Below are 20,639 nucleotides of genomic sequence, written 5' to 3'. Positions count from 1 at the left end.
GACTAGCAGGGCTTACTGATATATTTAATTAACTTTCGTTATAATTGGTTAAATAAATCGTAACAGTTAGTTACCCTCTAGCGGGACTCCTGAAAAAGCCCATACATAAACAAATGCAATTGCTATAAAAATAAACCAGCGATACACACTCGGTTTCTTCGGTTTTGGTACAATCATCGTCGTTTTACTCATTATAATTTCTCCCGCAACAATGTACTTACATAATCAATTAACAATACAACAACAAGAGTATAAATAATAATAGATGCAGTTTGTTGATATTGTAAAAATCCAAGTGTACGGTCATAATACAACCCAATACCACCCGCTCCTACTAAACCTAAAACAGCTGCTGCACGTACGTTCACCTCAAATGTATAAAGAACATAGGAGACAAAATGTGCTTTCACTTGCGGAATTACCCCATACACAATCCATTGCACTTTATTTGCTCCTACTGCTGTCATCGCCTCTAATGGACCTGGATCAATCGATTCCATTGACTCATACAACAATTTCGCCACGAGCCCAATTGAGAAAAAAGTAAGAGCTAAAATACCTGGAAGTGGTCCTATTCCGAAAATAGCTACGAAAATTGCCGCTAATAATAAATCTGGTATCGTTCGGATAAAATTTAAAACCGATCGAGCTGAACCGTACAAAAATGTACTAGTAAACACATTACTTGCCGCAAATAGTGCCAGTGGAATAGCTAAAATCGCTCCTAAAGTCGTCCCAATAATCGCCATACGTATTGTATCTAACATCGCTGTTGTAATAACTTGAAAATAACTCCAATCAGGCGGCACCATCTCTTTTAACAAATCAATCATATTAGGAAAACCAACTACTAGTTTTGAAAATGATGCGTCGACCTGTACACTACTTCCCCACAACAGTAAAATGACTAGAATAGCCGTTAACATATGTTTTAACTTACTCGGCGGCTTCGGTATCGATTTCGAATATATCGTCACGTCATTCATTTAACTGCCACCTCTAACAATTCACTTTGCTGCGCTACGTCTCCATAAATTTCAGCAAATTTTTCATCCGTTGCCTCTTCTACTGAGCCATCAAAAACAATTTCACCTGCATGTAATCCAATAATGCGTGTCGCATATTGCCTAGCTAAATCAATAGAATGTAAGTTTACAATTGTTGTAATTCCAAAATCTTCATTAATTTTTTTCAAATCATCTAATACTTGCTTCGTTGTTAGCGGATCTAACGACGCAACAGGTTCATCTGCCAATATGATTTTCGCTTCTTGCGCCAACGCTCTAGCAATCGATACACGTTGCTGTTGTCCTCCTGATAATTCATCAGCTCGCGCATATGCTTTTTCTAAAATATTCACCCTTTTTAACGATTGAAAAGCAAGCTCCAAATCTTCTTTTGGAAATAAACCTAACGTTGTACGCAGTGTCGAATGATACCCTACACGGCCAGCTAATACATTTTTCAATACCGTTGATCGCTTTACAAGGTTAAAACTTTGAAAAATCATACCAATATCTCGGCGCATGCGTCGTAAGCCTTTTCCTTTTGCAGCAGTTATAGATTCACCTTCAATCATGATTTCGCCTTCTGTAATCTCATGAAGACGGTTTACCGATCTTAGAAGTGTAGACTTTCCAGCCCCAGACAGCCCTACCATTACAACAAACTCACCTTTTTGAATGTTCAAGTTTATATTATTTAATCCTTTTGTACCATTCGGATACACTTTGGAGACATTTCGAAACTCTATCACACATCTTACCTACCTTCTATGTATTCAAAACGGCAAACTAACTGAAAATAACCCTTCTTCCAGTTAGCTGCCATTTCCATATGTATTATTGCGTTTTTACTTTCTTTCCATATTCACGAACGATATCAAATTTACTATCATCAGATTTAACATATCCTTCATGTGAATATACTTCTTTAATGATTTTGTGACCTTCCTCATTCTTTCCTATTTCAATGAAAGCATCCTGTAATTTCTTGCTCCACTCTTCATCTAAATCAGAGCGTACCGAAATCGTATCGTTTGGAATTTTTTCCGTAAATTTCACTATTTTTGTTTGATCGAATATATTCGGATAATCTTTTTTCACAATATTACGAGCATCTTGGAATACAACAGCTGCATCTACATCACCATTTAAAAGAGCAATAAGCGACTGATCGTGACCTTTTAATGTAACAGGTTTCACATCCTTTAACGGATCAACCCCCTCTTTTAACAATACAGCTGCAGGCCATACGTATCCCGCTGATGACGTTACATCTTGATAACCAATTTTTTTACCTTTTAAATCTTTTATACTATTAATATTTGAATCTTTCTTCACTACAAACTCAGATTTATAAAAATCTACTAAATCCTTTGTAGGAGCTCCGGTTTCATCATCTACCCCAAAACGTTGTGCTTGTAAAATTACGTTTGCAGCCTTTTTCTCATGTGCTAGCACATATGCTGTTGGAGGTAAAAAGCCTACATCTACTTGCTTAGATGCCATCGCTTCTACAATTGTATTGTAATTCGTTGAAATACTAACTTTTACCGGGATATTTAATTTATCACTTAATAGCTTTTCCAATGGTTTCGCCTTCGCCTCTAACGTATCTGCATTTTGAGAAGGAACAAATTGTACATTTAACGTCTTCGGTACATAACCTTTTTTCGTATCTTCAGTTTTACTTGCACTAGATTCCTTTGTTCCACAGCCACTTAATAATCCCGCCGCCAGTACAACTGTCGTGCTCATTGCAAAAACTTTTTTCAACATATTAAAGCCTCCATTTTTATTGTTATAAATTACCTTCCGTAAACATGAAGAAATATATCACACATTTTTATTAATAATTGCTTATTTACAGAATCTTTACACATTCTATACATTCTCATTAAAATTCTCTTCATATATTTGATATGCTTAACTAGTAGATAACAATAGAAAAGGTGAATGATATTGAATCAAAAACAAATTGTAACTTTAAACATCTTATTAACAAGTGATATACACGGTACTGTTTATCCAATTCACTACCAAGATAACTCCAAAGCTGAAATTGGTTTAGCTAAAATTTCTACTCTTATAAAAAAAGAACGTTCCCAAAACAGAAACGTTCTTTTAATTGATAACGGTGACTTCATACAGGGAACACCCTTTACTTATCATTACGCTACATATGCAAAAGATAAGCAAAATCCAATGTCCTTATTAGCGAACTATTTACGTTATGATGCTGCAGTTATCGGGAATCATGAATTTAATTATGGAATGGACGTATTAAATCATGCTATTTCTACTGCGAACTTCCCGTATCTATCAGCAAATATTTTAGATACCGACAGAAAAGAACCTTATTTCGGGAAACCATATATAATAAAACATATTGAATCAAATATAAAAATTGCTATTTTAGGGATAACAACGCATTACATTCCTAATTGGGAACAACCTCATCACATTCAAGATCTACAATTTGAAGATGCATTAGAAACAACAAAAAAATGGGTTTCTTACATTCGCGAACAAGAACAACCAGATTTACTAGTCGTAGCGTATCATGGAGGATTTGAACGCGATTTACAAACCGGGGTACCGACTGAAGTTTTAACAGGTGAAAACCAAGGTTATGCAATGTGCTATGAAATTGAAGGCATAGATATTTTACTAACAGGCCATCAACACCGGGAAATCGCTCACACCGTAATAAATGGTGTAACAGTTTTACAGACTGGATGCAATGGACACTCCGTCGGAAAAATAACAGTAACATTCGAGAAAACAGAACAAAAATGGGTAAAAAAAGAGAGTTATTCACAATTATTGCCCGTGCGAGGAATTGTGGCGGACCAACATATGCTTTCCTTGGTTACCGATTATGAAGAGAAAACACAAAATTGGCTCGATCAACCTATTGGACTAATCTATGGGGATATGCAAATTTCAGACGCTATGCAAACTCGTTTGCAAGACCATCCTTTTATTGAATTCATAAATAAGATACAGATGGATATAGCTAATGTTTCTATTTCTTGTACAAGCTTATTCCATAATACATCTCCAGGTTTCCCTGGTCATGTAACAATGCGTGACATCGTTTCTAATTATATTTATCCAAATACATTAAAAGTAATTAGAATAACTGGAGCAGATATAAAAAACGCCCTTGAACTTTCTGCTTCTTATTTCACATTACATGCAGATGGAACTATCATTGTAAACCCTACCTTCATAGAACCGAAGCCACAACACTATAATTACGATATGTGGGAAGGGATTTCGTACGTATTAAACATTTCCAAACCTATTGGCGAGAGAGTAGAATCTTTACAGTATAAAGGCGCTCCTCTTCATATGAATGAAGAATATGACGTCGTTATGAATAATTATCGCGCAAGCGGCGGAGGAAACTTCTTTATGTTTCAAAATAAGCCCGTAATAAAAGACATACCAACAGATATGTCTGAACTTATCGCTAACTATATATTGAAGCACAAAAAGATAGAGGCATCAGTCAACAATAACTGGAAAGTTATTAAATAACCGATATAATAAATAAAAAAGATGGGCTTCGCCCATCTTTTAGTTTAATTTTGCATTATCTTGCTTTTTTAAAGCCTTTAATTTCGCCGGTGTAACATCAGTACCTTCTTCGTTAACAACTTTAATTCCTTTAAGTTCGTTTAACATATTTTGACGAAATCCTTTTAAATATTGTTCACGTAGCGATTGGCGCTCACGTTGTTCTTCTTCAGTTAAGCCTTCAGCTTTTGCTTTTTTCGCTAAGAAGTTAATGCGTTCAATGAGTTCGTGACTTTGCATCTCGAATCCCCCTTTTACTCAAAACTGATTATTATCATACAATAGTTAGTCCTCTTTATCAAGCAATTGCTTTGTATATTCTACATATCTACGATGTACAGTCGCTTTTGAAACATTATGACCAAAGCCGCGAAGCGTTGCCGCAATTTCTTCGAAAGTAAGTTCACTCTTGCGCAAACGTACAATTTCCTCAATCGGCACTTCTTTCTTCTCTCGTCCTACGCTTAAATGACGATTCTTCAAATTATTTTCTGGACGATAACCTTTTTCTACTGCACGTTGCATACCACGTTTAATTTTCAAATTATGAATCTTTCTTTGATACTCTTCAACAATCCCAATTATATCTAGTACCATCGAATCAGAGTCAGAGAGTTCTAATTCTCCATTATGCGTATGCGTATATACTTTTATTCCCTCTTTATGTAAACAGTGCATTAATGCAATCTTTGCATTCCCTCTACCAAGCCGCGTTTCATCTTGTATGAGAAGTACATCAACTTGTTCATCGCGAATTGTATCTAGCACTTCTAATATGCCATCACGTTCAATTGTATAACCACTAGCCTGCTCCTCAATCACCTTTACAACATTCATTTGATAGCGCTCAGCTAAATGCAATAATTCATCTTTTTGACGCAATAATGATGTTTCCTGTTCTTCTTTTGTTGTGCTCACACGTGCATAAATAATTGCATTCATTTTGAACCCTTCTTTCTCACTATATTTTCCTTATAGTGTATCATAAATTCGTCTTTCGTTCGAACTTATGTTTGTAGAATGTTTTTTCGCATGTTATACTTATTAATAAGAAAAATGAAAGAAAACGAGGTGTTAGAAAACATGGAAAAGTTAACGAAACGCCAGCAAGACATTCTCGACTTTATTAAGCTAAAAGTACAAGAAAAAGGATATCCACCTTCCGTACGTGAAATCGGTCAAGCAGTCGGCCTCGCTTCTAGTTCTACAGTGCACGGACATTTATCACGACTAGAAGAAAAAGGATATATTCGACGCGATCCAACAAAACCACGAGCAATTGAAATTTTAGGTGACAACCGAATGGATACAGAGACACAATCTGTTATTCAAGTTCCAATTATCGGAAAAGTTACTGCTGGATTACCTATTACAGCAGTTGAAAGTGTAGAAGATCATTTCCCACTTCCAGCTAGCATTGTCGCTGGAGCAGACCAAGTATTTATGTTACGTATTTCCGGAGATAGTATGATTGAAGCTGGTATTTTCGATGGGGATTTAGTTGTTGTTCGCCAACAACAGTCTGCATACAACGGTGAAATTGTAGTCGCTTTAACAGAAGATAACGAAGCAACTGTTAAACGTTTCTATAAAGAAAAAGACCATTTCCGTCTACAACCGGAAAACTCTTCATTAGAACCTATCATTTTAAAACAAGTGTCAGTTATCGGAAAAGTAATTGGCGTATATCGTGATTTACATTAAGAATAATAAAAGAAGATAATTACCTTATTTATATACGGTAATTATCTTCTTTTTTTGTATTTTGATAGATTTCCATACATTTTATTTCTTATGAACGAGTTTCAATCGTCACATCGCCAGCAGCTGTTTTACCACTAATCTTTTTACTACCATTGCCAATTGTTATATTTTTATTTTCTTCATTAAAAATCATTACTTCGCCAGCAGCACTTTGCCCCGTTATAACTGCATCTTGTGGTTTTTCTAATAAAGTAATATCTACATCCCCAGCGGTTGAACTTGCCTCTACATCATATTTAGGATCATGATCCATAATATGCACTTCCCCGCTAGCCGACTTCACAGTTACTTTTCCTATTACCTTCTTAAAGCTCACCTCACCAGCTTTTGAAGATCCTTCCACACTTTTTGCTGTGACATTTTTCAAATCTACTTCTCCAGCGAGTGTCCCAACACTTACACAGTCACTTTTCACATCACTTATTTCTATTTGTCCAGCTGATGAATTTATTTTTATCTCTTGGTATGAACGTTCAGGCACAAGGAGAGTTATTGTAGACGTTTGAAATCTAAAATCGTAAAAAGAAAAATCAAATGAAGCACCTTTTTCTCTTTCCCCAATAATTTTTAATGTGTCACCATCTTCAGCAATACGAACCTCGTGTTTACGTACATCTCCTGATTGCTTTACATAAAAAGAAGAGTCGGGAGATTTTTGGACAACAATATCCCCAGCATCTAACTTAACTTCTATATTTTTTAGTGTTTCGTTTTTAATTACGTCTTCTTTATTTCCTTCTTCTGCAGTTTGCACGGCTTTTTCATATGTTTGTGAAATCCCTATTACTCCAATAATGATACAAGCGATAGCTACTAACAATATTTTCTTCATCATCTACTCCCCTTTTATCATTTTGAAGTTCCATAGTACATAACGTACGCATAACTTTTTAAACCAATTCGTACTATAATAAGCGATAATACATAACAACAAACCTACCCCAACAAACGTTATACTAACGAATAAATCCAACCATATAAAAGTACCCATAAATACTTTTCCAATAACGAAAAATGGTGTCACTACACTAGCAATTCCACCGAGCCAGAAGGAAAATATAAAAGCAATAATTGCAACTAACGGGCCTAACACAATAATAAAATTAAACAAACTAAGTCCAATCGCTGCCATAACAGCCCTTGTTATATTGGTAGTTGATGGGTCCTTTTTCATTTCGTCAAAGCGATACAAAGCAAGTAAGTCTTTTGCAATTACTTTCGGAGAGCCAAGGCCCTTTATTATTTCCGATTCAGTTTTTCCTTCTTCTATTCCAAACTGAAAATGCTCTTCATAATCAAATAAAATATCTTTCCTCTCTTCTTCCGGTAACTTTCTAAGATGACTTGATAATTCTTTAAGAAACTGTTCTTTACTCATCCCATTCCACTCCTTCAATAATTTCTTGTACGCCTTTTGCAAAATCACGCCACTCCGTTACTAACAAATTCAGTTGCGTTTCCCCTTGCTCAGTTAGTTGATAATATTTACGAGGCGGTCCCTCTGTAGATTCTTTTAAATACGTTTGAAAATATCCTTCTTTCGTTAAACGACGTAATAAAGGATACACTGACCCTTCCGATATTAAAAATTTATTTGAGATTTGCTGAACAAGTTCATAGCCGTAACAATCTTTACGTTTCACAAGTGCTAAAACACACAGTTCTAACACGCCTTTTTTAAACTGAACGTTCAAGGTCAATCCCCCTTTCTCATTTCAGTACTATTCAATACACGGTACCCATTATATCCATAATATACCACTTAGTATTATTCATTGCAAGGTACTCATTTATATTTACTCCCTAAATTTAGAAAACGTACAAATAAAAGCCTGAATAATGCCCTGTTATAACTGGCCATCACTCAGGCTTTTATTCGATTCGAACTGTATGAATACAAAAATTCATTCACTCTTTCCTCTCTAAGAACCAACTTCCATTTGTGACCCTAACAAACTTCGAAATACACCTTTTCTCTCTTTAGCCAATTGATTAAATTCACCTTTTTGGACAATTTCACCTTTTCCTAAGACAATAACTTGATCTGCATTGCGTATAGTAGATAAACGATGCGCAATCACAATAATTGTCATTGTTCCTTTCAACCTTTCTATTGCTGATTGGATTTTCACTTCATTTTCAGTATCTAATGCACTCGTAGCCTCATCTAATACTAAAATCGACGGTTTTCTTAAAATAGCCCGCGCTAGTACAAGTCGTTGACGTTCACCACCTGAAAGCCTTACTCCTCGATCCCCAATCAGTGTATCAAGCCCTTTAGGAAGCGTTTGTACAAATTCAGCGGCGGCCGCAAAATTTAATGCAGACCAAATTTGTTCTTCACTTGCATTTGGCTCAATCATCAATAAATTTTCTCTTATGCTTGCATTAAATAAGAAAGGATCTTGTGGTACATAACTAATAGCCCGCCTTAATGACAATAAATTATCAGTTGTAAGGGGCGTACCATCTATTAACACTTGACCTTTTTCTGGCTGGATTAATCCCATTAATACATCAATTAATGTACTTTTGCCTGCACCAGAATGCCCCACAATGGCCGTCATACTGTTTATTGGAATTTGCACATTAATATTTTGAAGTGCGTATAAAGATTCTTGCTTATTATAACGAAAGTAAACATCCTTACACTCCATACCTTGTTTTATACGAATCGGCTCTATATGTTTTTGTTGATGTATATCCTGCATTTCAATCGCTTCCTTACATTCCTCTTGCAACTCCCATAATGACTTAAAAGCAGGAATACTTGCAGCCAGTTGTTCTAAATTTGATTGAATCGTCATGAATCTTGGCCATAGTCTGGAGAAAATGAGGATGATTAATAGTAATTGGGTGGGTTGCGCTTGAAACATACTTACTGATAATAATAAAAAAAATGCAATTAATATAGCCATTGAAACTTTATAAAACAATTGAGAGTTCGATCTTATTCTCATATACTCCATTTGCTCATTACTCATCTTTTTTGTTATAGATTGTAACCAATCTAAACGTGATGCTTCCAAAGTATTACTCTTTATATCTTTAATTCCATTAAAATGATCTGTTATACCAGAAAGATAGTCTTTTGCCAATTCTGAGGTCTTACCGCCTAGTATTCGTGCTTTTTTTATAAAAACACGAGAAGCTACCAAGAATAATAAACCAAAGACCAAAACAAATATAGTTATTTGAGGAGATAATAAAAACGCAATCCCCACCTGTATAAATGTAAACAGAATAGCAGCTAACAATTGTAAAATTAAATTAACCCCATAACTTACACGAGCTAATTCTGTAGTTAATATATTTATTAGATTTGTTTTCCTTTTCTCTAAAAAAAAACTCCACTTTGCTTTTAAAATCATACTATATGTTTCTAGTCTTAATTCTCTTATAAAAGCTTGTTGCGTTCTCGCATCCCTTAGCGTTATATTTCTTTGTAGTAAATTTTGACCTAACACTATTAGTATATATATACCTAAAATAGAAACTAGACTTGCTGTTTTAGGAAAATCCTGCAAAAACCTAGAGACAGGTGCAATAAAAGTAGTCTCCTCGCCTATATTAATTATTCCAGTCATACTTATCATAGGAATTAATAAAATAATACCTATCCCTTCAAGTAAACTTATTAAAACCATACCAAATAAATTCACATACAGTATGTTTCCCGCCGAAGAGTATAGTTTCTTCATAAAATATATAATATGATTCATCGATGTTCCCCCTATAACAAAGCCAGCTTCTTTGTTTTCCTCCAAAGACATAAAAACGGACGTAGAGGAAAATATAAAAAATGAAGAAATTTAGGTAACGGTAATGTTTTTGCATCAATTGGATAAGGATATAGTTGGCTCATAATATATAAAATTTTTTGCTGATTAGACATTAGTGAAAATAAATATCGACTATGATAGATAAATACTTCTTCAGGGACAGGATCGGTATGCAAGTTTATCATTTGCTTGAAATAAAACAGCGCCTCTTGAGCTAACTGCTTTGAATGTTTTTTCGCTACTAATTCCATCATCCTTTCATCTAGTCGTACACCTAGCAATTGAGCTGCTAAAATTAATGCTTGTCCTCCTAAATGAAGCATTTGATATTTTCTCATTAACTTATGGATCTCACTCCAATTAAGTTCTTGATCGACAATTTTTTTTATATCTACTAACCAGCGTAATCTGGACCAACCATGTCTAGCACCATGAGATACCAAAAATAAAAATAAATCTTCCTTTCCTAACATATATACAGAATTACTCGTAAGGGTACTTTTTCTCTTTCTCCCCCAAAGCTCTTCAAACCCAGGTTCCTTACCCGGTCCGGGGTTTAACCTCCAATGAATTTCAACTTTGATCCGCTTTATTGGATGAAAAAATGTTATATGATGATGCCTCCATTTCCAATCATTTAATATCGTTTGAATATAGTCGTCTTTTACATACCCCTGCTCTAAAAGTAGCATTTCTACTTTTTCTAAATTTTGCATCGGAATTAGAACGTCCAAATCACAGGATGTTCGTAAAGAAATATCCCCATATAAGTCCTGAGATAGTACAGGTCCTTTTAGAAAAATCATACGAATCTCATTTTCATTACATAGTTTATTTATTCGTTCCATTTCAGCACTTAAATAAAGCATTTGAAATGTATTTTTTTTATATTTTCTATTCAAGGTTTGTACAATATGTGAAGGAATTAGTTCCTCATCCACCTGTTTAAGTTTTTGATATATCACCGGATAAACGCGATGATGCACAGCTTGCTCAAGAAATACCTCCCAATCAATATCGGAAAACCATTCATTACTGTAAGTTTGCACTGTTTCGTCATCTTGTAACTTCAAAATTGCAAAAAGAAGTTTCAATTCCTTAGACATGAACTCTACATTAAGACCAAAATCTTTCTCCATTTTATTCTCCTTTAATAATGTCCTCACTTAGCCTCTTTGCAAATGATCCAACGACAGTAAATTTCTTCATTCCTTCTGATCCAGTAACATAAAAAGAACCGCTCCGTAACCATGCATGCGCAATTAAATCCCCATGACTATCCTTAGCAGTTCCTAAATAAAGAGTACTCTCAATGTGACGTTTTTCGAGCATTTTCATCCCAGCTATAGCTTTAACAAGACACTGACTTTCCCAAAAAGTATAACGACTCATAATAGAAATAGCTTCAGACACCTTCTTTAGTGTATCCCCATGTGGCTGAATTTGGGCAACTGATGTTTCGTTCATGTAATCCCCTAAAGAAGGTGCAACTTTGGAAAAGGTAATACTTTTTAGTACACGCGCCCACCCTAAAAAAATAAAAGCCTCTAAAAATAAAAGCTTTGTTTCCATGCTCAGCGATAAAAATACCCTTAACCTTTTCACAATATTCATTAATCCCTTCCTAACAGTTCTCTTGAAATTACGAATTTATCTATTAGATTGATCTTTTATTTGAATTAAATCTTCTTGAAACAAACACTCTAAAAAGGAAAGAACTTGCTCTTCACAATCGCCCCGTTCAATGTTGTACTTTGACAACAATGTACTGACGAGTTCAGTAACCATAATTGGAGTTTTTATTAGTTCCCAAACTTCTCCCCCTGTTTCTCCCAAATTATAATATTTCCCTTTTTGAACATTTAGCATTACTTTTTCCCCATCCATATCACTCACAATATTCTCTTCACTTTGCACAATCTGACACTCTAGAGAAATTCTCTCTGTATACATCATCTATTACTCCTCCTCCGTGTATAGTTTTTAATATAATTGATACAAGTTCATGCGCTGTAAACCTATTATTTGGACGTTTCAAATGAAACATATCTACCTTGTTTATCACATTTGTAGAAGTAGTGAAATGCCACTCTGTCAATTTTAATTGCGTAATTAACAACTTACGAAATGTGTGAAAGAACAATGTACGCAATCGTTCAAGTCCTTCAATTCGAATCAACTCAACACTCTCATCCTCTGTTTTCGTTAACTCAATAACACCAGCAAGAGGTAATGGTTCAGAGAAAAAATGAGATTGTACAGGCACAGCATACTTTGTTTCTCGCTCAAACAATGGATTATAACTTGCCGTTCCCATTCCAAAAGCATTCAAACTCTCCGCCCATAATTTTTGTTGCGGATAAGATGGAATCACAATTGGAGTCTTATCTGACGAAACTGTCACAGCAATTACATCATCACTCAAAATTTTGTATCCTTTACTTAAAAAAGCCGCTGCAAGAGTTGATTTACCTGCTCCTGAATCACCTACAAAGGCATAAACTTTCCCATCAATATTTATTGCACTACCATGTAATGGTAATATTCCCCTTTGGATTAGTAAGGCACCCATACAAGTTCCAAGTATATAAAGACGAATCTTATCTTCACAAGCGTCCTTCATTGGTGAAACAAATATTTGCTTTCCTCCTTGTATAGAAAATATAGCAGTATCAGGTATACAAATCATAACTACGTTTTTATCAACTACAAAGTTTTGTTTTGCGCTAGCAAGTTCACTCCACTTCTGAGATAAATTAGTTAATCGAATTACAATTTCTACATTCTCTTCTTGTTCATTGATTTGAGGTAATTCCGGCAATTTCATTTCACTCAACACTCTTAACCCAAAAACTTTATATACATTTTTATTTGTATTTTCCATCAACTCTCTCACTCCAAATTGCTTTCAAAATTTTTATAAAAACCCCTTATACTTTTACTGTATAAGGGGATAACAATGTGCATCCTAATTGATAAATTAGCTATGGTGAACCATTTCGTCCTCATCCGGTTGAACACCATCAGGTATTTTAATACCCGGTCCAGCCATTGTCATATTGATATCAAGTACTTCCAATGTAGGAATTGTCCAATCTTTTTTCATTATGTCACCTCCCTTCAAATAATTTTTTTCATAAATCGATACACTATTAAACTACGCATTAAAATTCGAAAATCTAAATCAAATGCATATTCTGGATGAGGTTCTTCTTTAATCTTAGAAATCGCAGTTCTAATAACCTCTATATCCAAAAATTCTGAAATTACAGGATCCTTACTAAGCTGCTCAAGCTCTTCAATAAATTCACTCCATTGATGTGCCATACGGTAAACACCATCAGAACCTTGAACACCTCTAGTGAGCTGGTTCAACCTTACTTTATCAGGTAAGAATTTTTTTGTTGCTCTTCGAATTAGTGCTCGATCTAAACCATTTTGAACGTATTGTTCTTCTGGAACCGCTAAACAAAATTGAACAACCCGTAAATCATTCGTTGGATCGCGATCCCATAAGGAATAGCGCAAAGATAATTTAGATCCATATGTACCAGTTATGTTCCAATAGAATAACTGTTCAAATTGCCTCTTCTTTACTTCATATGCATCTGTTATTGAGGCGCCTGTTATATCAACATTATGCTCTAGGAGCTTATCGAACACATTCATCCTATTTGCAAATTCTGGATTAATAAATCTAGGGAAAACAATTTGATTTTTTGATGAAGATATTCGATTTAAAAACGGAAATGCCTTTTTTCTCACTACTGAAAATACTCGCGATTTCTTTACACCAATATTTCTACTATACGAATATAGCTCTTGCAAAAAGCGACGCACATTCATCTTTTTCAACAGCATAGCTTGATAGTCCACAGCTGGACCCCATGACACCGTCCAATTTCCTCTCTGTCCGTTTAAGAGTACTCCAATCCCCTGTAACCGGGCCTCCTCATAAATTCCCCTAAGCCAAAAAGTATTCTCGAAGAATTTATATGGCATCTCTAGAATTTCAAGCCAATCATCTATTTCTGATAGAGGACTTCTTCCTTCAAAATCCAAATAATGCTCCTTAATATTTCCTACATGCTGTACAGTTGATTGAATAAAAGGTCGTTCATCAGCTATTCTACTTCTATGCGTCCAATCTACAAAACCCTTTACGGGGACATAACTATATGTATGTAGACGTTTATTTGCTGCACTTAAATCTCGTGCAGCAAAGCTGGCTACAGAACCCGAATCAAGTCCTCCACTCAAATGAGCCCCTACTTGATGATGGGTACGTAAACGTGATCTTATCGCATTTTGATACACTTCCAAAAACGCTTCTTCATACTCTTCGTTTGATTTGAGTTGAAGCCTTTCTCCGGCGATTAGTGTATTGTATCTCGATAATTTCACCTTTCCATTTTTCACAGTAACAGAATGGGAAGGTGGAATTTGCTCAACAGTTTTATATACTGTTGAAGAAGGGTCTACTGATTCAAAATTCACAGGTATAGTTAAAAATTCAGCAAGCCACTGCTCATTCAATTTTTTCTCAACATATGGTAGAGTAAATAACGGCTTTATACTAGTACAAAAAGAAAATTTGTTCTCACTACGATAAAAATAAAGTGTTCGGCTCCCAGAAAAATCTCTAGCTCCAAACAGTATTTGTTTTTTCTCATCCCAAATCATAAAAGAAAAATCACCCACCAAATATTTCGGTGCTGCTTCTCCCCACTTCTGATAAGAGAGTAAAATCAACTCACTATCTGTCATGTTTTTTCTATCCGCATAATCTATTTGTAATTTTTCAAACAACTCATAACGATTATCAATAATAGCATCTGCTGTAATTGCCAGTTGTTTTTCATAATTATAGAAGGGTAATTGTTCACCAACTGACTCTGGTGTAATCCATTGTGCGTGACATCCCAAGAAAACGTTTTCCTTATGCCATATTTGAATATCATCAGCAGGGTACTTTTGTAAGTCACTCATTAATCGCGTGCCATGTTCAATTGATACAGGTTCATTATTAAAGTGAATAATGCCAGTTATAGCGCTCATTTTTCCCTCCTAATACATGAAAAGTTAATACAAATACTATTTATATATTAAATTCGTTAAACATACCTCTTTATCATTCTTTTTAACGAACAAAATCACTTATTTTATTACCTTCCCAATTATTTACTTTAATTCGCTTGTAGATTAAGGATTAGATATTTAAAACCTAGCATTATATCCTTTTTATGTCAATTTAAACTGAATATCCTCAAATATTTTTCACAAAAAATTCATTATAAAGAACTGTTAGTCGTACGTATACAAATCTAATTCCACTTTTAGTTACTCTTTATTTCTTTCATTTTAGAGCTTTTAAAACGCCTTGAATGACCCTTTGTTGATCTTCAACTAACATATTAGATCCTGAAGGCAAACAAATCCCACTTTGAAATAGATGCTGCGACACATCTTCATTTTTACTATGAGAATAATACTTCTTCCTTTTAAAGAGCGACTGTATATGAAGTGGCTTCCACATAGGACGCGCCTCAATATTCTCTTCTGCTAAAGTGCTCAACACTTTTCCAATAGAAATCCCGGATTCCTTTTCATCAATTGTCAATGTAGTGAGCCAACGATTTGAACAAGTATTTTCTAATTCAGGCATAAAATAAAAGCCTGGTATGAAAGATAGTGCTTCGTAATACCGTTTATATATAGATCTTCTAGCTTTCACCCTGTCTTCTAACACTTCTAATTGTCCTCTTCCAATACCAGCTAATATATTACTCATTCGATAATTATACCCTACTTCACTATGCTCATAATGTGGAGCTGGATCCTTTGCTTGTGTCGCTAAAAATCTCGCTCTTTCCAATGCTTCTACATCATTAGAAACTAGCATTCCACCACCTGAAGTTGTAATAATTTTATTTCCATTAAATGAATAAACACCAAACTTCCCGAATGTACCGCTTGCTTTTCCTTTATATGTAGATCCAAGAGATTCTGCTGCATCCTCAATTATAGGAACATCATAATGATTACAAAGAGAAAGAATTTCTTCTAATTTCGCACTCTGACCATATAAATGAACAAGAATGACAGCCTTAGGTAATTTCCCAGCTTTATCAGCATCATGTAACGCAAGTGCTAGAGCTTGTGGTGACATATTCCATGTTTCCGGTTCTGAGTCAATAAATACCGGTTCAGCTCCTAAATAAACAATCGGATTCGCACTTGCTACAAAAGTGAAACTTGAACAAAATACTGTATCTCCCTTTTGAACGTTTAATAATCGTAAAGCTAGATGAATGGCAGCAGTCCCTGAACTAACCGCAGCCCCACCTTTAACTCCTACAAAAGAAGCAAGCTCTCTTTCAAATTCATCTACATTTGGACCAAGAGGCGCAATCCAATTTGAATCAAAAGCATCTTTTATATATTTCTGTTCATTTCCACTCATGTGTGGAGAGGAAAGATAGATTTTCTCCTTATTTTTTATCATCATTCTTCATCTCCTCTCAATTTACTACATTAATAACTTTGGCTGGAATACCAGCAGCAGTACAATTAGATGGAAAATCGTTTATAACTACAGAACCAGCTCCAACAATCGACCACTTACCAATTTGAACACCTGGAATTATAGTAGCTGATGCTCCTATATGTGCCCCCTCTGCTATAGTGACAGAACCTGTAAGTGTAGCATGTGGTGAAATATGCACAAAATCATCAATTATATTATCATGTTCTATTATTGAGCCTGTATTTATTATAGTATGGTTACCGATGAAAGTATCCGCATTAACAACCACATTTGGCATAATTACCGTTCCGTTTCCTATATAAGCATTTGAACTTATAATGGCTGTTTTATGAATTAAAGTAGCATATATGCTACTTGGTTGATTTAATATTTCTGAAATTTCTCTTCTTATTTTATTATTTCCTATAGCAATCACGAGCTTTACATTATTAAAATTATTGATAATTTCCCTTGCATCTGCAATTGCTCCAAAATAAAGATTGTCTACAATATTTATATCTGTGTACAAATCATCTAAATAACCGACTATTTCATATCCTTCATTTGATAAGATTATATCCCTCACAACCTTGCTATGCCCACCACATCCTATTATTAAAATTTTCATTTTCCCTCCCCCTTTATTTCTATTTTCCCTCCAGTAAATCTCTCCATTGTCACATGCCCTACATGATTTATTCCCTCTGTTTTAAATACTTTTAATATTGTAAGTACAATTATTTTCAAGTCTAGTAAAAAAGAGTGATTCTCCACATACCATACATCCAATTCAAATTTTTCTTCCCAGGTAATCAAATTCCTACCATTTATTTGTGCCCATCCCGTAATTCCTGGTTTTACATTATGCCTTTTAGCCTGTTTACTAGAATATAGGGGTAAGTATTCCATCAATAATGGCCTTGGACCTACTAAACTTAAATCACCACATACAACATTCATCAGTTGGGGTAACTCATCTAAACTATATTTTCTAAGAATTGCCCCAAAAGTAGTCAATCTATTTTGATCTGGAAGTAATTCCCCATCACTCCCTTTCTTATCTAGCATAGTTCGAAACTTATAAACATTAAACGGTTTTCCATGCAGTCCTGGACGCTGTTGTTTAAATAGCACAGGAGATCCTAATTTAAGCCTAACTAAAATCGCTACAACAAGAATAGGAAGCAAACATACAAATAATAACAATAAAGAAATACATACATCAAAAATTCTTTTCATGTACTATCCTCCTTACTTATTTACGTTTAATACCCCTAACACGAAGAACCATTTAAAACTTTATATGCAATTAAACAAAACAAAAGACAACTACAGTTAGTTGCCCCTTGTTTTGTTTAATTACGTCATCTTTCATTAATTCTATCTCATCAAATAGTTTAAACATAGCTAGCCTATGTGAATATTCCCATAGGCTAGCACTGCTTATTTACAAAGGACCTGTTACTCCATTAGTTTCTATAACTTTACATGTACGGATCAAAGACGCCATTAATATAATTATCCTTTTTTATATGTTCATCCCTTAATTTGATAATTACTGTGTCAACAATATTATCTTTAAAAATTAAAGTGATTGAGGATGAAATCTGATTTGCATTCACGCCTATCATACTTTTATTTGACCTAAATATATTATTTTCTATTAACATAAACTCACTCGTAAATGTTTCATTCCAAAAATTAATTATACTGTCTGTCGATTCCGAATTAAGGTATTCAAATGCATTATTATTAAATTCTATTCTCCCACCAATGTCCCATAAAAAAAATGCTGAGCCCCATCTTCCTCCTCTAAAATTACTATTTTTCACTTTTAGCATTGCTATCCTTTGAGAAGACTCAACAGTAAAAAGATTATAAGCATCCCAACTAAATGAACATCCATTAAATTCATATTCTGCTTGAGGAGTTTTTGTAACAAATGATATTGTACCGCTGTTCTCAAATTTACATCCCGTATATACTCCTGGCGGTAAATTCGTAATGATTCCTTGCGGGTGTTTCGTATCTATAAAAGAAATATTATTTAATCTCCATCCATTTTTCATACCAGGTGATACGCCTGTCAAACTTGTACCCTCTACAGCCCCTCCTTTAATAACACAATCTGATATAGTTTGCGGTTCTGCTGAAAAACCAATTATTGAACCTAACTGTGAAAAAGAATGAAATAAATCTCGATCACTAAAAAATTCACATTGGTTCACTTGAATACAATATGCTTTATCTCTTCCCATTAACAATGCGCTATTATGGAAAATACAGTTACCAATAAGTGCTTCTTTATCCCCTTGATCTATCGTGACTCGAGTAGCATACATTTGATTATTCGTAAAAGTTACTTCTCCGCTTAAAACACAACTTACTTCCCTTAAGTGATTATTGCTTACAATCACTTTCTCTACATTTTCGCCTACTACTAATGAATTATTAACTAATTTATTTTGAATGATATTAATATATCTACCACCGACTACAACAACGTTATATCCCTGATTATCATATATGTTATTACGCTCAATGTTTATATATTGATTTAATCGATATCCATCTTCAATATCTATTGCTCCCTGAGGCGCTGTACCTTTCATTTTGTAAATTTCACAATCTCTAATATAAATTTGTTTCGCGCCAGATACGCTTATCCCAAGCCTTCTACAATCATGTATTTTACATTTCTCAATAAATACATTTCGGGAAAATTCCGGAATTCTAACAGTTATTTTACAACCGTTTTCTGCAGGTATTGTACCTTGGTGAAGTACTATTTTCGCATAATCTGCTTCTTTTGGAACACTCACTTCTTCAAAAAACTTTACTCTCTTCGCAGCCGTTACAAAAGTATTATCAGTCTTATAAAATAACACATCATATAATTCTGTATATATTTCTGAACCAGTTCCACCATAGCCATCTCCATACAAACCGAAATATCCCCATTTTATAATGCTACTATGATGTAAATCTATTTTTAAATTCGATCTAATTTTATTATCATCTACTATTAGGGAACCATTGACATCACTAATCCCCCCTATTTCAAATGTACCAGCAAAATCATATTCTCCAATTTGTCCCCATGTACTTTCCATCGCTATCCCATCGCCAGTACAATTTAAGATTTCCATATTATCTATTGAAATGTAATTCATATTACTCCCCTCAACAGGAGTCGTATTTCCTACTTCAATCCCATATCCCCATTCATGAGTATGAGGAATCGTTGTATAATCATGTGTATCTTTATCCCCTTGAATCCTTCCATTCGTAACTCGAGAAAATTTTTGATTTCTTTGATATCGTACGATTGCATATTTTACTAATCCATTACTTCTTATTTTCAAAGTCGATCCACCTAAATTTAAAGTCATAAAGCTTTGTGGCTCAACTGGTGTATTTTCATCAATTAAATATGTCCCCATGGGTAAAACAACTTCTATAAATCCTTGTTGAGATGCCCATGATAATGCATTATTAATCCCTTTAGAAGTATTCTCCGCGTCCGTTCCATCATTTTTAACATTCCATCTCTCTAACTCAAGAAAATACGTGCCCGAAACCACATTAGCAGATTCTGTTTCTCCAATCAGTGATTTTCTAGACTTAGAACTTCCAAATGTATTGCTTTTAAGTTTACTTACTAACCTCTCAAATGTATTCTCCGTTGATACTTTTACATTCCCTTTTTTCGTCCCAATAAATAACTCACAAGTATCTATACAAAAACAAAATTCTCCCTCGCTTAACACAGGCAGATTCCCTTTCAAAACACATGTCACTTGAAATTTTGCCATGATTTATATATAACCTCCAACTAAGATAGAAGTTAAATTTTGACAGAAAATTCAAACTTCTATCGGTGCATGGGGACAAATATTTTATATTATGCTTACATACGTATCCCTTTAATAGAATACTATGCATTATATAAATACTATGTTAGGGCTAATGATTCACGTT

The 20,639-nt window shown here is 34.4% G+C and carries 21 protein-coding genes and 1 pseudogene; 2 read left to right on the top strand and 20 right to left on the bottom strand.

The window, feature by feature from the left end:
* Positions 1–72: 72 nt before the first annotated feature.
* The 4 genes and pseudogenes from AC1Q8N_RS28210 to AC1Q8N_RS28195 form a co-directional block, all read right to left on the bottom strand.
* A pseudogene (locus AC1Q8N_RS28210) lies at positions 73–192 on the bottom strand (phosphonate ABC transporter, permease protein PhnE); the annotation flags it as partial.
* Positions 192–986, bottom strand: coding sequence for a phosphonate ABC transporter, permease protein PhnE (gene phnE, locus AC1Q8N_RS28205; RefSeq protein ID WP_098080356.1), 795 nt, complete (start codon positions 984–986; stop codon positions 192–194). The pseudogene AC1Q8N_RS28210 and the gene phnE, both read right to left, overlap by 1 nt.
* Positions 983–1,756: a phosphonate ABC transporter ATP-binding protein gene (gene phnC, locus AC1Q8N_RS28200; protein ID WP_048544181.1), complete on the bottom strand. Its 774-nt coding sequence runs from the start codon at positions 1,754–1,756 to the stop codon at positions 983–985. The genes phnE and phnC overlap by 4 nt, the downstream gene beginning before the upstream one ends.
* 85 nt (positions 1,757–1,841) lie before the next feature.
* The gene (locus AC1Q8N_RS28195) at positions 1,842–2,780 is read right to left on the bottom strand and encodes a phosphate/phosphite/phosphonate ABC transporter substrate-binding protein (RefSeq protein ID WP_098681965.1); all 939 of its coding nucleotides are present in this window, start codon (positions 2,778–2,780) and stop codon (positions 1,842–1,844) included.
* Between the two features lie 183 nt (positions 2,781–2,963).
* Here AC1Q8N_RS28195 and AC1Q8N_RS28190 point away from each other — a divergent pair, with 183 nt between their 5' ends.
* Positions 2,964–4,547 (top strand): bifunctional metallophosphatase/5'-nucleotidase, encoded by a 1,584-nt coding sequence (locus tag AC1Q8N_RS28190; protein ID WP_098080362.1) that lies wholly within the window; start codon positions 2,964–2,966, stop codon positions 4,545–4,547.
* A 39-nt stretch (positions 4,548–4,586) separates the two neighbouring features.
* On the opposite strand, the gene AC1Q8N_RS28185 is transcribed toward AC1Q8N_RS28190, so the two are convergent.
* A complete protein-coding gene (locus AC1Q8N_RS28185) occupies positions 4,587–4,826 on the bottom strand; it encodes a DUF896 domain-containing protein (protein WP_001190582.1) in 240 nt (79 codons plus the stop codon).
* Positions 4,827–4,871: 45 nt separating this feature from the next.
* Positions 4,872–5,528, bottom strand: coding sequence for a YneB family resolvase-like protein (locus tag AC1Q8N_RS28180; protein WP_048544185.1), 657 nt, complete (start codon positions 5,526–5,528; stop codon positions 4,872–4,874).
* Between the two features lie 141 nt (positions 5,529–5,669).
* Here AC1Q8N_RS28180 and lexA point away from each other — a divergent pair, with 141 nt between their 5' ends.
* Positions 5,670–6,290 carry a transcriptional repressor LexA gene (lexA, locus tag AC1Q8N_RS28175; protein WP_048544187.1) on the top strand — a complete coding sequence of 207 codons (621 nt, stop codon included), beginning with the start codon at positions 5,670–5,672 and terminating at the stop codon, positions 6,288–6,290.
* Between the two features lie 88 nt (positions 6,291–6,378).
* Here the strand turns inward: lexA and AC1Q8N_RS28170 are convergent, their stop codons facing one another.
* The 14 genes from AC1Q8N_RS28170 to AC1Q8N_RS28105 form a co-directional block, all read right to left on the bottom strand.
* Entirely contained in the window at positions 6,379–7,185 is an 807-nt protein-coding gene (locus AC1Q8N_RS28170) for a DUF4097 family beta strand repeat-containing protein (protein WP_048544189.1), read from the bottom strand.
* Positions 7,186–7,728 carry a DUF1700 domain-containing protein gene (locus AC1Q8N_RS28165; protein ID WP_048544191.1) on the bottom strand — a complete coding sequence of 181 codons (543 nt, stop codon included), beginning with the start codon at positions 7,726–7,728 and terminating at the stop codon, positions 7,186–7,188.
* Complete coding sequence (locus AC1Q8N_RS28160) at positions 7,721–8,044, bottom strand: PadR family transcriptional regulator (RefSeq protein WP_001102620.1); 324 nt, start codon at positions 8,042–8,044, stop codon at positions 7,721–7,723. The genes AC1Q8N_RS28165 and AC1Q8N_RS28160 overlap by 8 nt, the downstream gene beginning before the upstream one ends.
* Before the next feature lie 228 nt (positions 8,045–8,272).
* Positions 8,273–10,072, bottom strand: coding sequence for an ABC transporter ATP-binding protein (locus AC1Q8N_RS28155; protein ID WP_048544195.1), 1,800 nt, complete (start codon positions 10,070–10,072; stop codon positions 8,273–8,275).
* A gap of 11 nt (positions 10,073–10,083) precedes the next feature.
* Positions 10,084–11,271 carry a nucleotidyltransferase domain-containing protein gene (locus AC1Q8N_RS28150; RefSeq protein ID WP_048544197.1) on the bottom strand — a complete coding sequence of 396 codons (1,188 nt, stop codon included), beginning with the start codon at positions 11,269–11,271 and terminating at the stop codon, positions 10,084–10,086.
* 1 nt (position 11,272) lies between these two features.
* Entirely contained in the window at positions 11,273–11,746 is a 474-nt protein-coding gene (locus AC1Q8N_RS28145; protein ID WP_098080364.1) for a lasso peptide biosynthesis B2 protein, read from the bottom strand.
* Between the two features lie 36 nt (positions 11,747–11,782).
* Positions 11,783–12,088 carry a lasso peptide biosynthesis PqqD family chaperone gene (locus AC1Q8N_RS28140; protein WP_048544201.1) on the bottom strand — a complete coding sequence of 102 codons (306 nt, stop codon included), beginning with the start codon at positions 12,086–12,088 and terminating at the stop codon, positions 11,783–11,785.
* The gene (locus tag AC1Q8N_RS28135; protein WP_048544203.1) at positions 12,039–13,016 is read right to left on the bottom strand and encodes an aldolase; all 978 of its coding nucleotides are present in this window, start codon (positions 13,014–13,016) and stop codon (positions 12,039–12,041) included. The genes AC1Q8N_RS28140 and AC1Q8N_RS28135 overlap by 50 nt, the downstream gene beginning before the upstream one ends.
* Positions 13,017–13,112: 96 nt before the next feature.
* A complete protein-coding gene (locus AC1Q8N_RS28130; RefSeq protein WP_002199627.1) occupies positions 13,113–13,238 on the bottom strand; it encodes a paeninodin family lasso peptide in 126 nt (41 codons plus the stop codon).
* Positions 13,239–13,252: 14 nt separating this feature from the next.
* Positions 13,253–15,190 (bottom strand): asparagine synthase-related protein, encoded by a 1,938-nt coding sequence (locus tag AC1Q8N_RS28125; protein ID WP_404519545.1) that lies wholly within the window; start codon positions 15,188–15,190, stop codon positions 13,253–13,255.
* 298 nt (positions 15,191–15,488) lie between these two features.
* Positions 15,489–16,637 (bottom strand): aminotransferase class I/II-fold pyridoxal phosphate-dependent enzyme, encoded by a 1,149-nt coding sequence (locus AC1Q8N_RS28120; RefSeq protein WP_048544270.1) that lies wholly within the window; start codon positions 16,635–16,637, stop codon positions 15,489–15,491.
* Positions 16,638–16,653: 16 nt separating this feature from the next.
* Positions 16,654–17,286 carry an acetyltransferase gene (locus AC1Q8N_RS28115; protein WP_048544208.1) on the bottom strand — a complete coding sequence of 211 codons (633 nt, stop codon included), beginning with the start codon at positions 17,284–17,286 and terminating at the stop codon, positions 16,654–16,656.
* Positions 17,283–17,897 carry a sugar transferase gene (locus AC1Q8N_RS28110; RefSeq protein WP_098080368.1) on the bottom strand — a complete coding sequence of 205 codons (615 nt, stop codon included), beginning with the start codon at positions 17,895–17,897 and terminating at the stop codon, positions 17,283–17,285. Before AC1Q8N_RS28110 ends, AC1Q8N_RS28115 begins: the two co-directional genes overlap by 4 nt.
* 245 nt (positions 17,898–18,142) lie before the next feature.
* Positions 18,143–20,473 carry a right-handed parallel beta-helix repeat-containing protein gene (locus AC1Q8N_RS28105; RefSeq protein WP_404519544.1) on the bottom strand — a complete coding sequence of 777 codons (2,331 nt, stop codon included), beginning with the start codon at positions 20,471–20,473 and terminating at the stop codon, positions 18,143–18,145.
* Positions 20,474–20,639 lie beyond the last annotated feature (166 nt).

Source organism: Bacillus sp. GW823-FHT06B01 (assembly GCF_058952315.1).
The sequence above is the reverse complement of the archived record's forward strand: the minus strand, read 5'-3'. Positions and strand labels throughout refer to the sequence as shown.

Bases quoted from the DNA above. Each gene is read 5' to 3' on its own strand.
- AC1Q8N_RS28120 (WP_048544270.1), bottom strand. From the start codon at position 16,637: ATGATAAAAAATAAGGAGAAAATCTATCTTTCCTCTCCACACATGAGT.
- AC1Q8N_RS28185 (WP_001190582.1), bottom strand. From the start codon at position 4,826: ATGCAAAGTCACGAACTCATTGAACGCATTAACTTCTTAGCGAAAAAA.
- lexA (WP_048544187.1), top strand. From the start codon at position 5,670: ATGGAAAAGTTAACGAAACGCCAGCAAGACATTCTCGACTTTATTAAG.
- AC1Q8N_RS28165 (WP_048544191.1), bottom strand. From the start codon at position 7,728: ATGAGTAAAGAACAGTTTCTTAAAGAATTATCAAGTCATCTTAGAAAG.
- AC1Q8N_RS28135 (WP_048544203.1), bottom strand. From the start codon at position 13,016: ATGGAAAATACAAATAAAAATGTATATAAAGTTTTTGGGTTAAGAGTG.
- AC1Q8N_RS28115 (WP_048544208.1), bottom strand. From the start codon at position 17,286: ATGAAAATTTTAATAATAGGATGTGGTGGGCATAGCAAGGTTGTGAGG.
- AC1Q8N_RS28110 (WP_098080368.1), bottom strand. From the start codon at position 17,897: ATGAAAAGAATTTTTGATGTATGTATTTCTTTATTGTTATTATTTGTA.
- AC1Q8N_RS28150 (WP_048544197.1), bottom strand. From the start codon at position 11,271: ATGGAGAAAGATTTTGGTCTTAATGTAGAGTTCATGTCTAAGGAATTG.
- phnE (WP_098080356.1), bottom strand. From the start codon at position 986: ATGAATGACGTGACGATATATTCGAAATCGATACCGAAGCCGCCGAGT.
- AC1Q8N_RS28155 (WP_048544195.1), bottom strand. From the start codon at position 10,072: ATGAATCATATTATATATTTTATGAAGAAACTATACTCTTCGGCGGGA.
- AC1Q8N_RS28140 (WP_048544201.1), bottom strand. From the start codon at position 12,088: ATGATGTATACAGAGAGAATTTCTCTAGAGTGTCAGATTGTGCAAAGT.
- AC1Q8N_RS28105 (WP_404519544.1), bottom strand. From the start codon at position 20,473: ATGGCAAAATTTCAAGTGACATGTGTTTTGAAAGGGAATCTGCCTGTG.
- AC1Q8N_RS28145 (WP_098080364.1), bottom strand. From the start codon at position 11,746: ATGAATATTGTGAAAAGGTTAAGGGTATTTTTATCGCTGAGCATGGAA.
- AC1Q8N_RS28195 (WP_098681965.1), bottom strand. From the start codon at position 2,780: ATGTTGAAAAAAGTTTTTGCAATGAGCACGACAGTTGTACTGGCGGCG.
- AC1Q8N_RS28125 (WP_404519545.1), bottom strand. From the start codon at position 15,190: ATGAGCGCTATAACTGGCATTATTCACTTTAATAATGAACCTGTATCA.
- AC1Q8N_RS28170 (WP_048544189.1), bottom strand. From the start codon at position 7,185: ATGATGAAGAAAATATTGTTAGTAGCTATCGCTTGTATCATTATTGGA.
- AC1Q8N_RS28180 (WP_048544185.1), bottom strand. From the start codon at position 5,528: ATGAATGCAATTATTTATGCACGTGTGAGCACAACAAAAGAAGAACAG.
- AC1Q8N_RS28130 (WP_002199627.1), bottom strand. From the start codon at position 13,238: ATGAAAAAAGATTGGACAATTCCTACATTGGAAGTACTTGATATCAAT.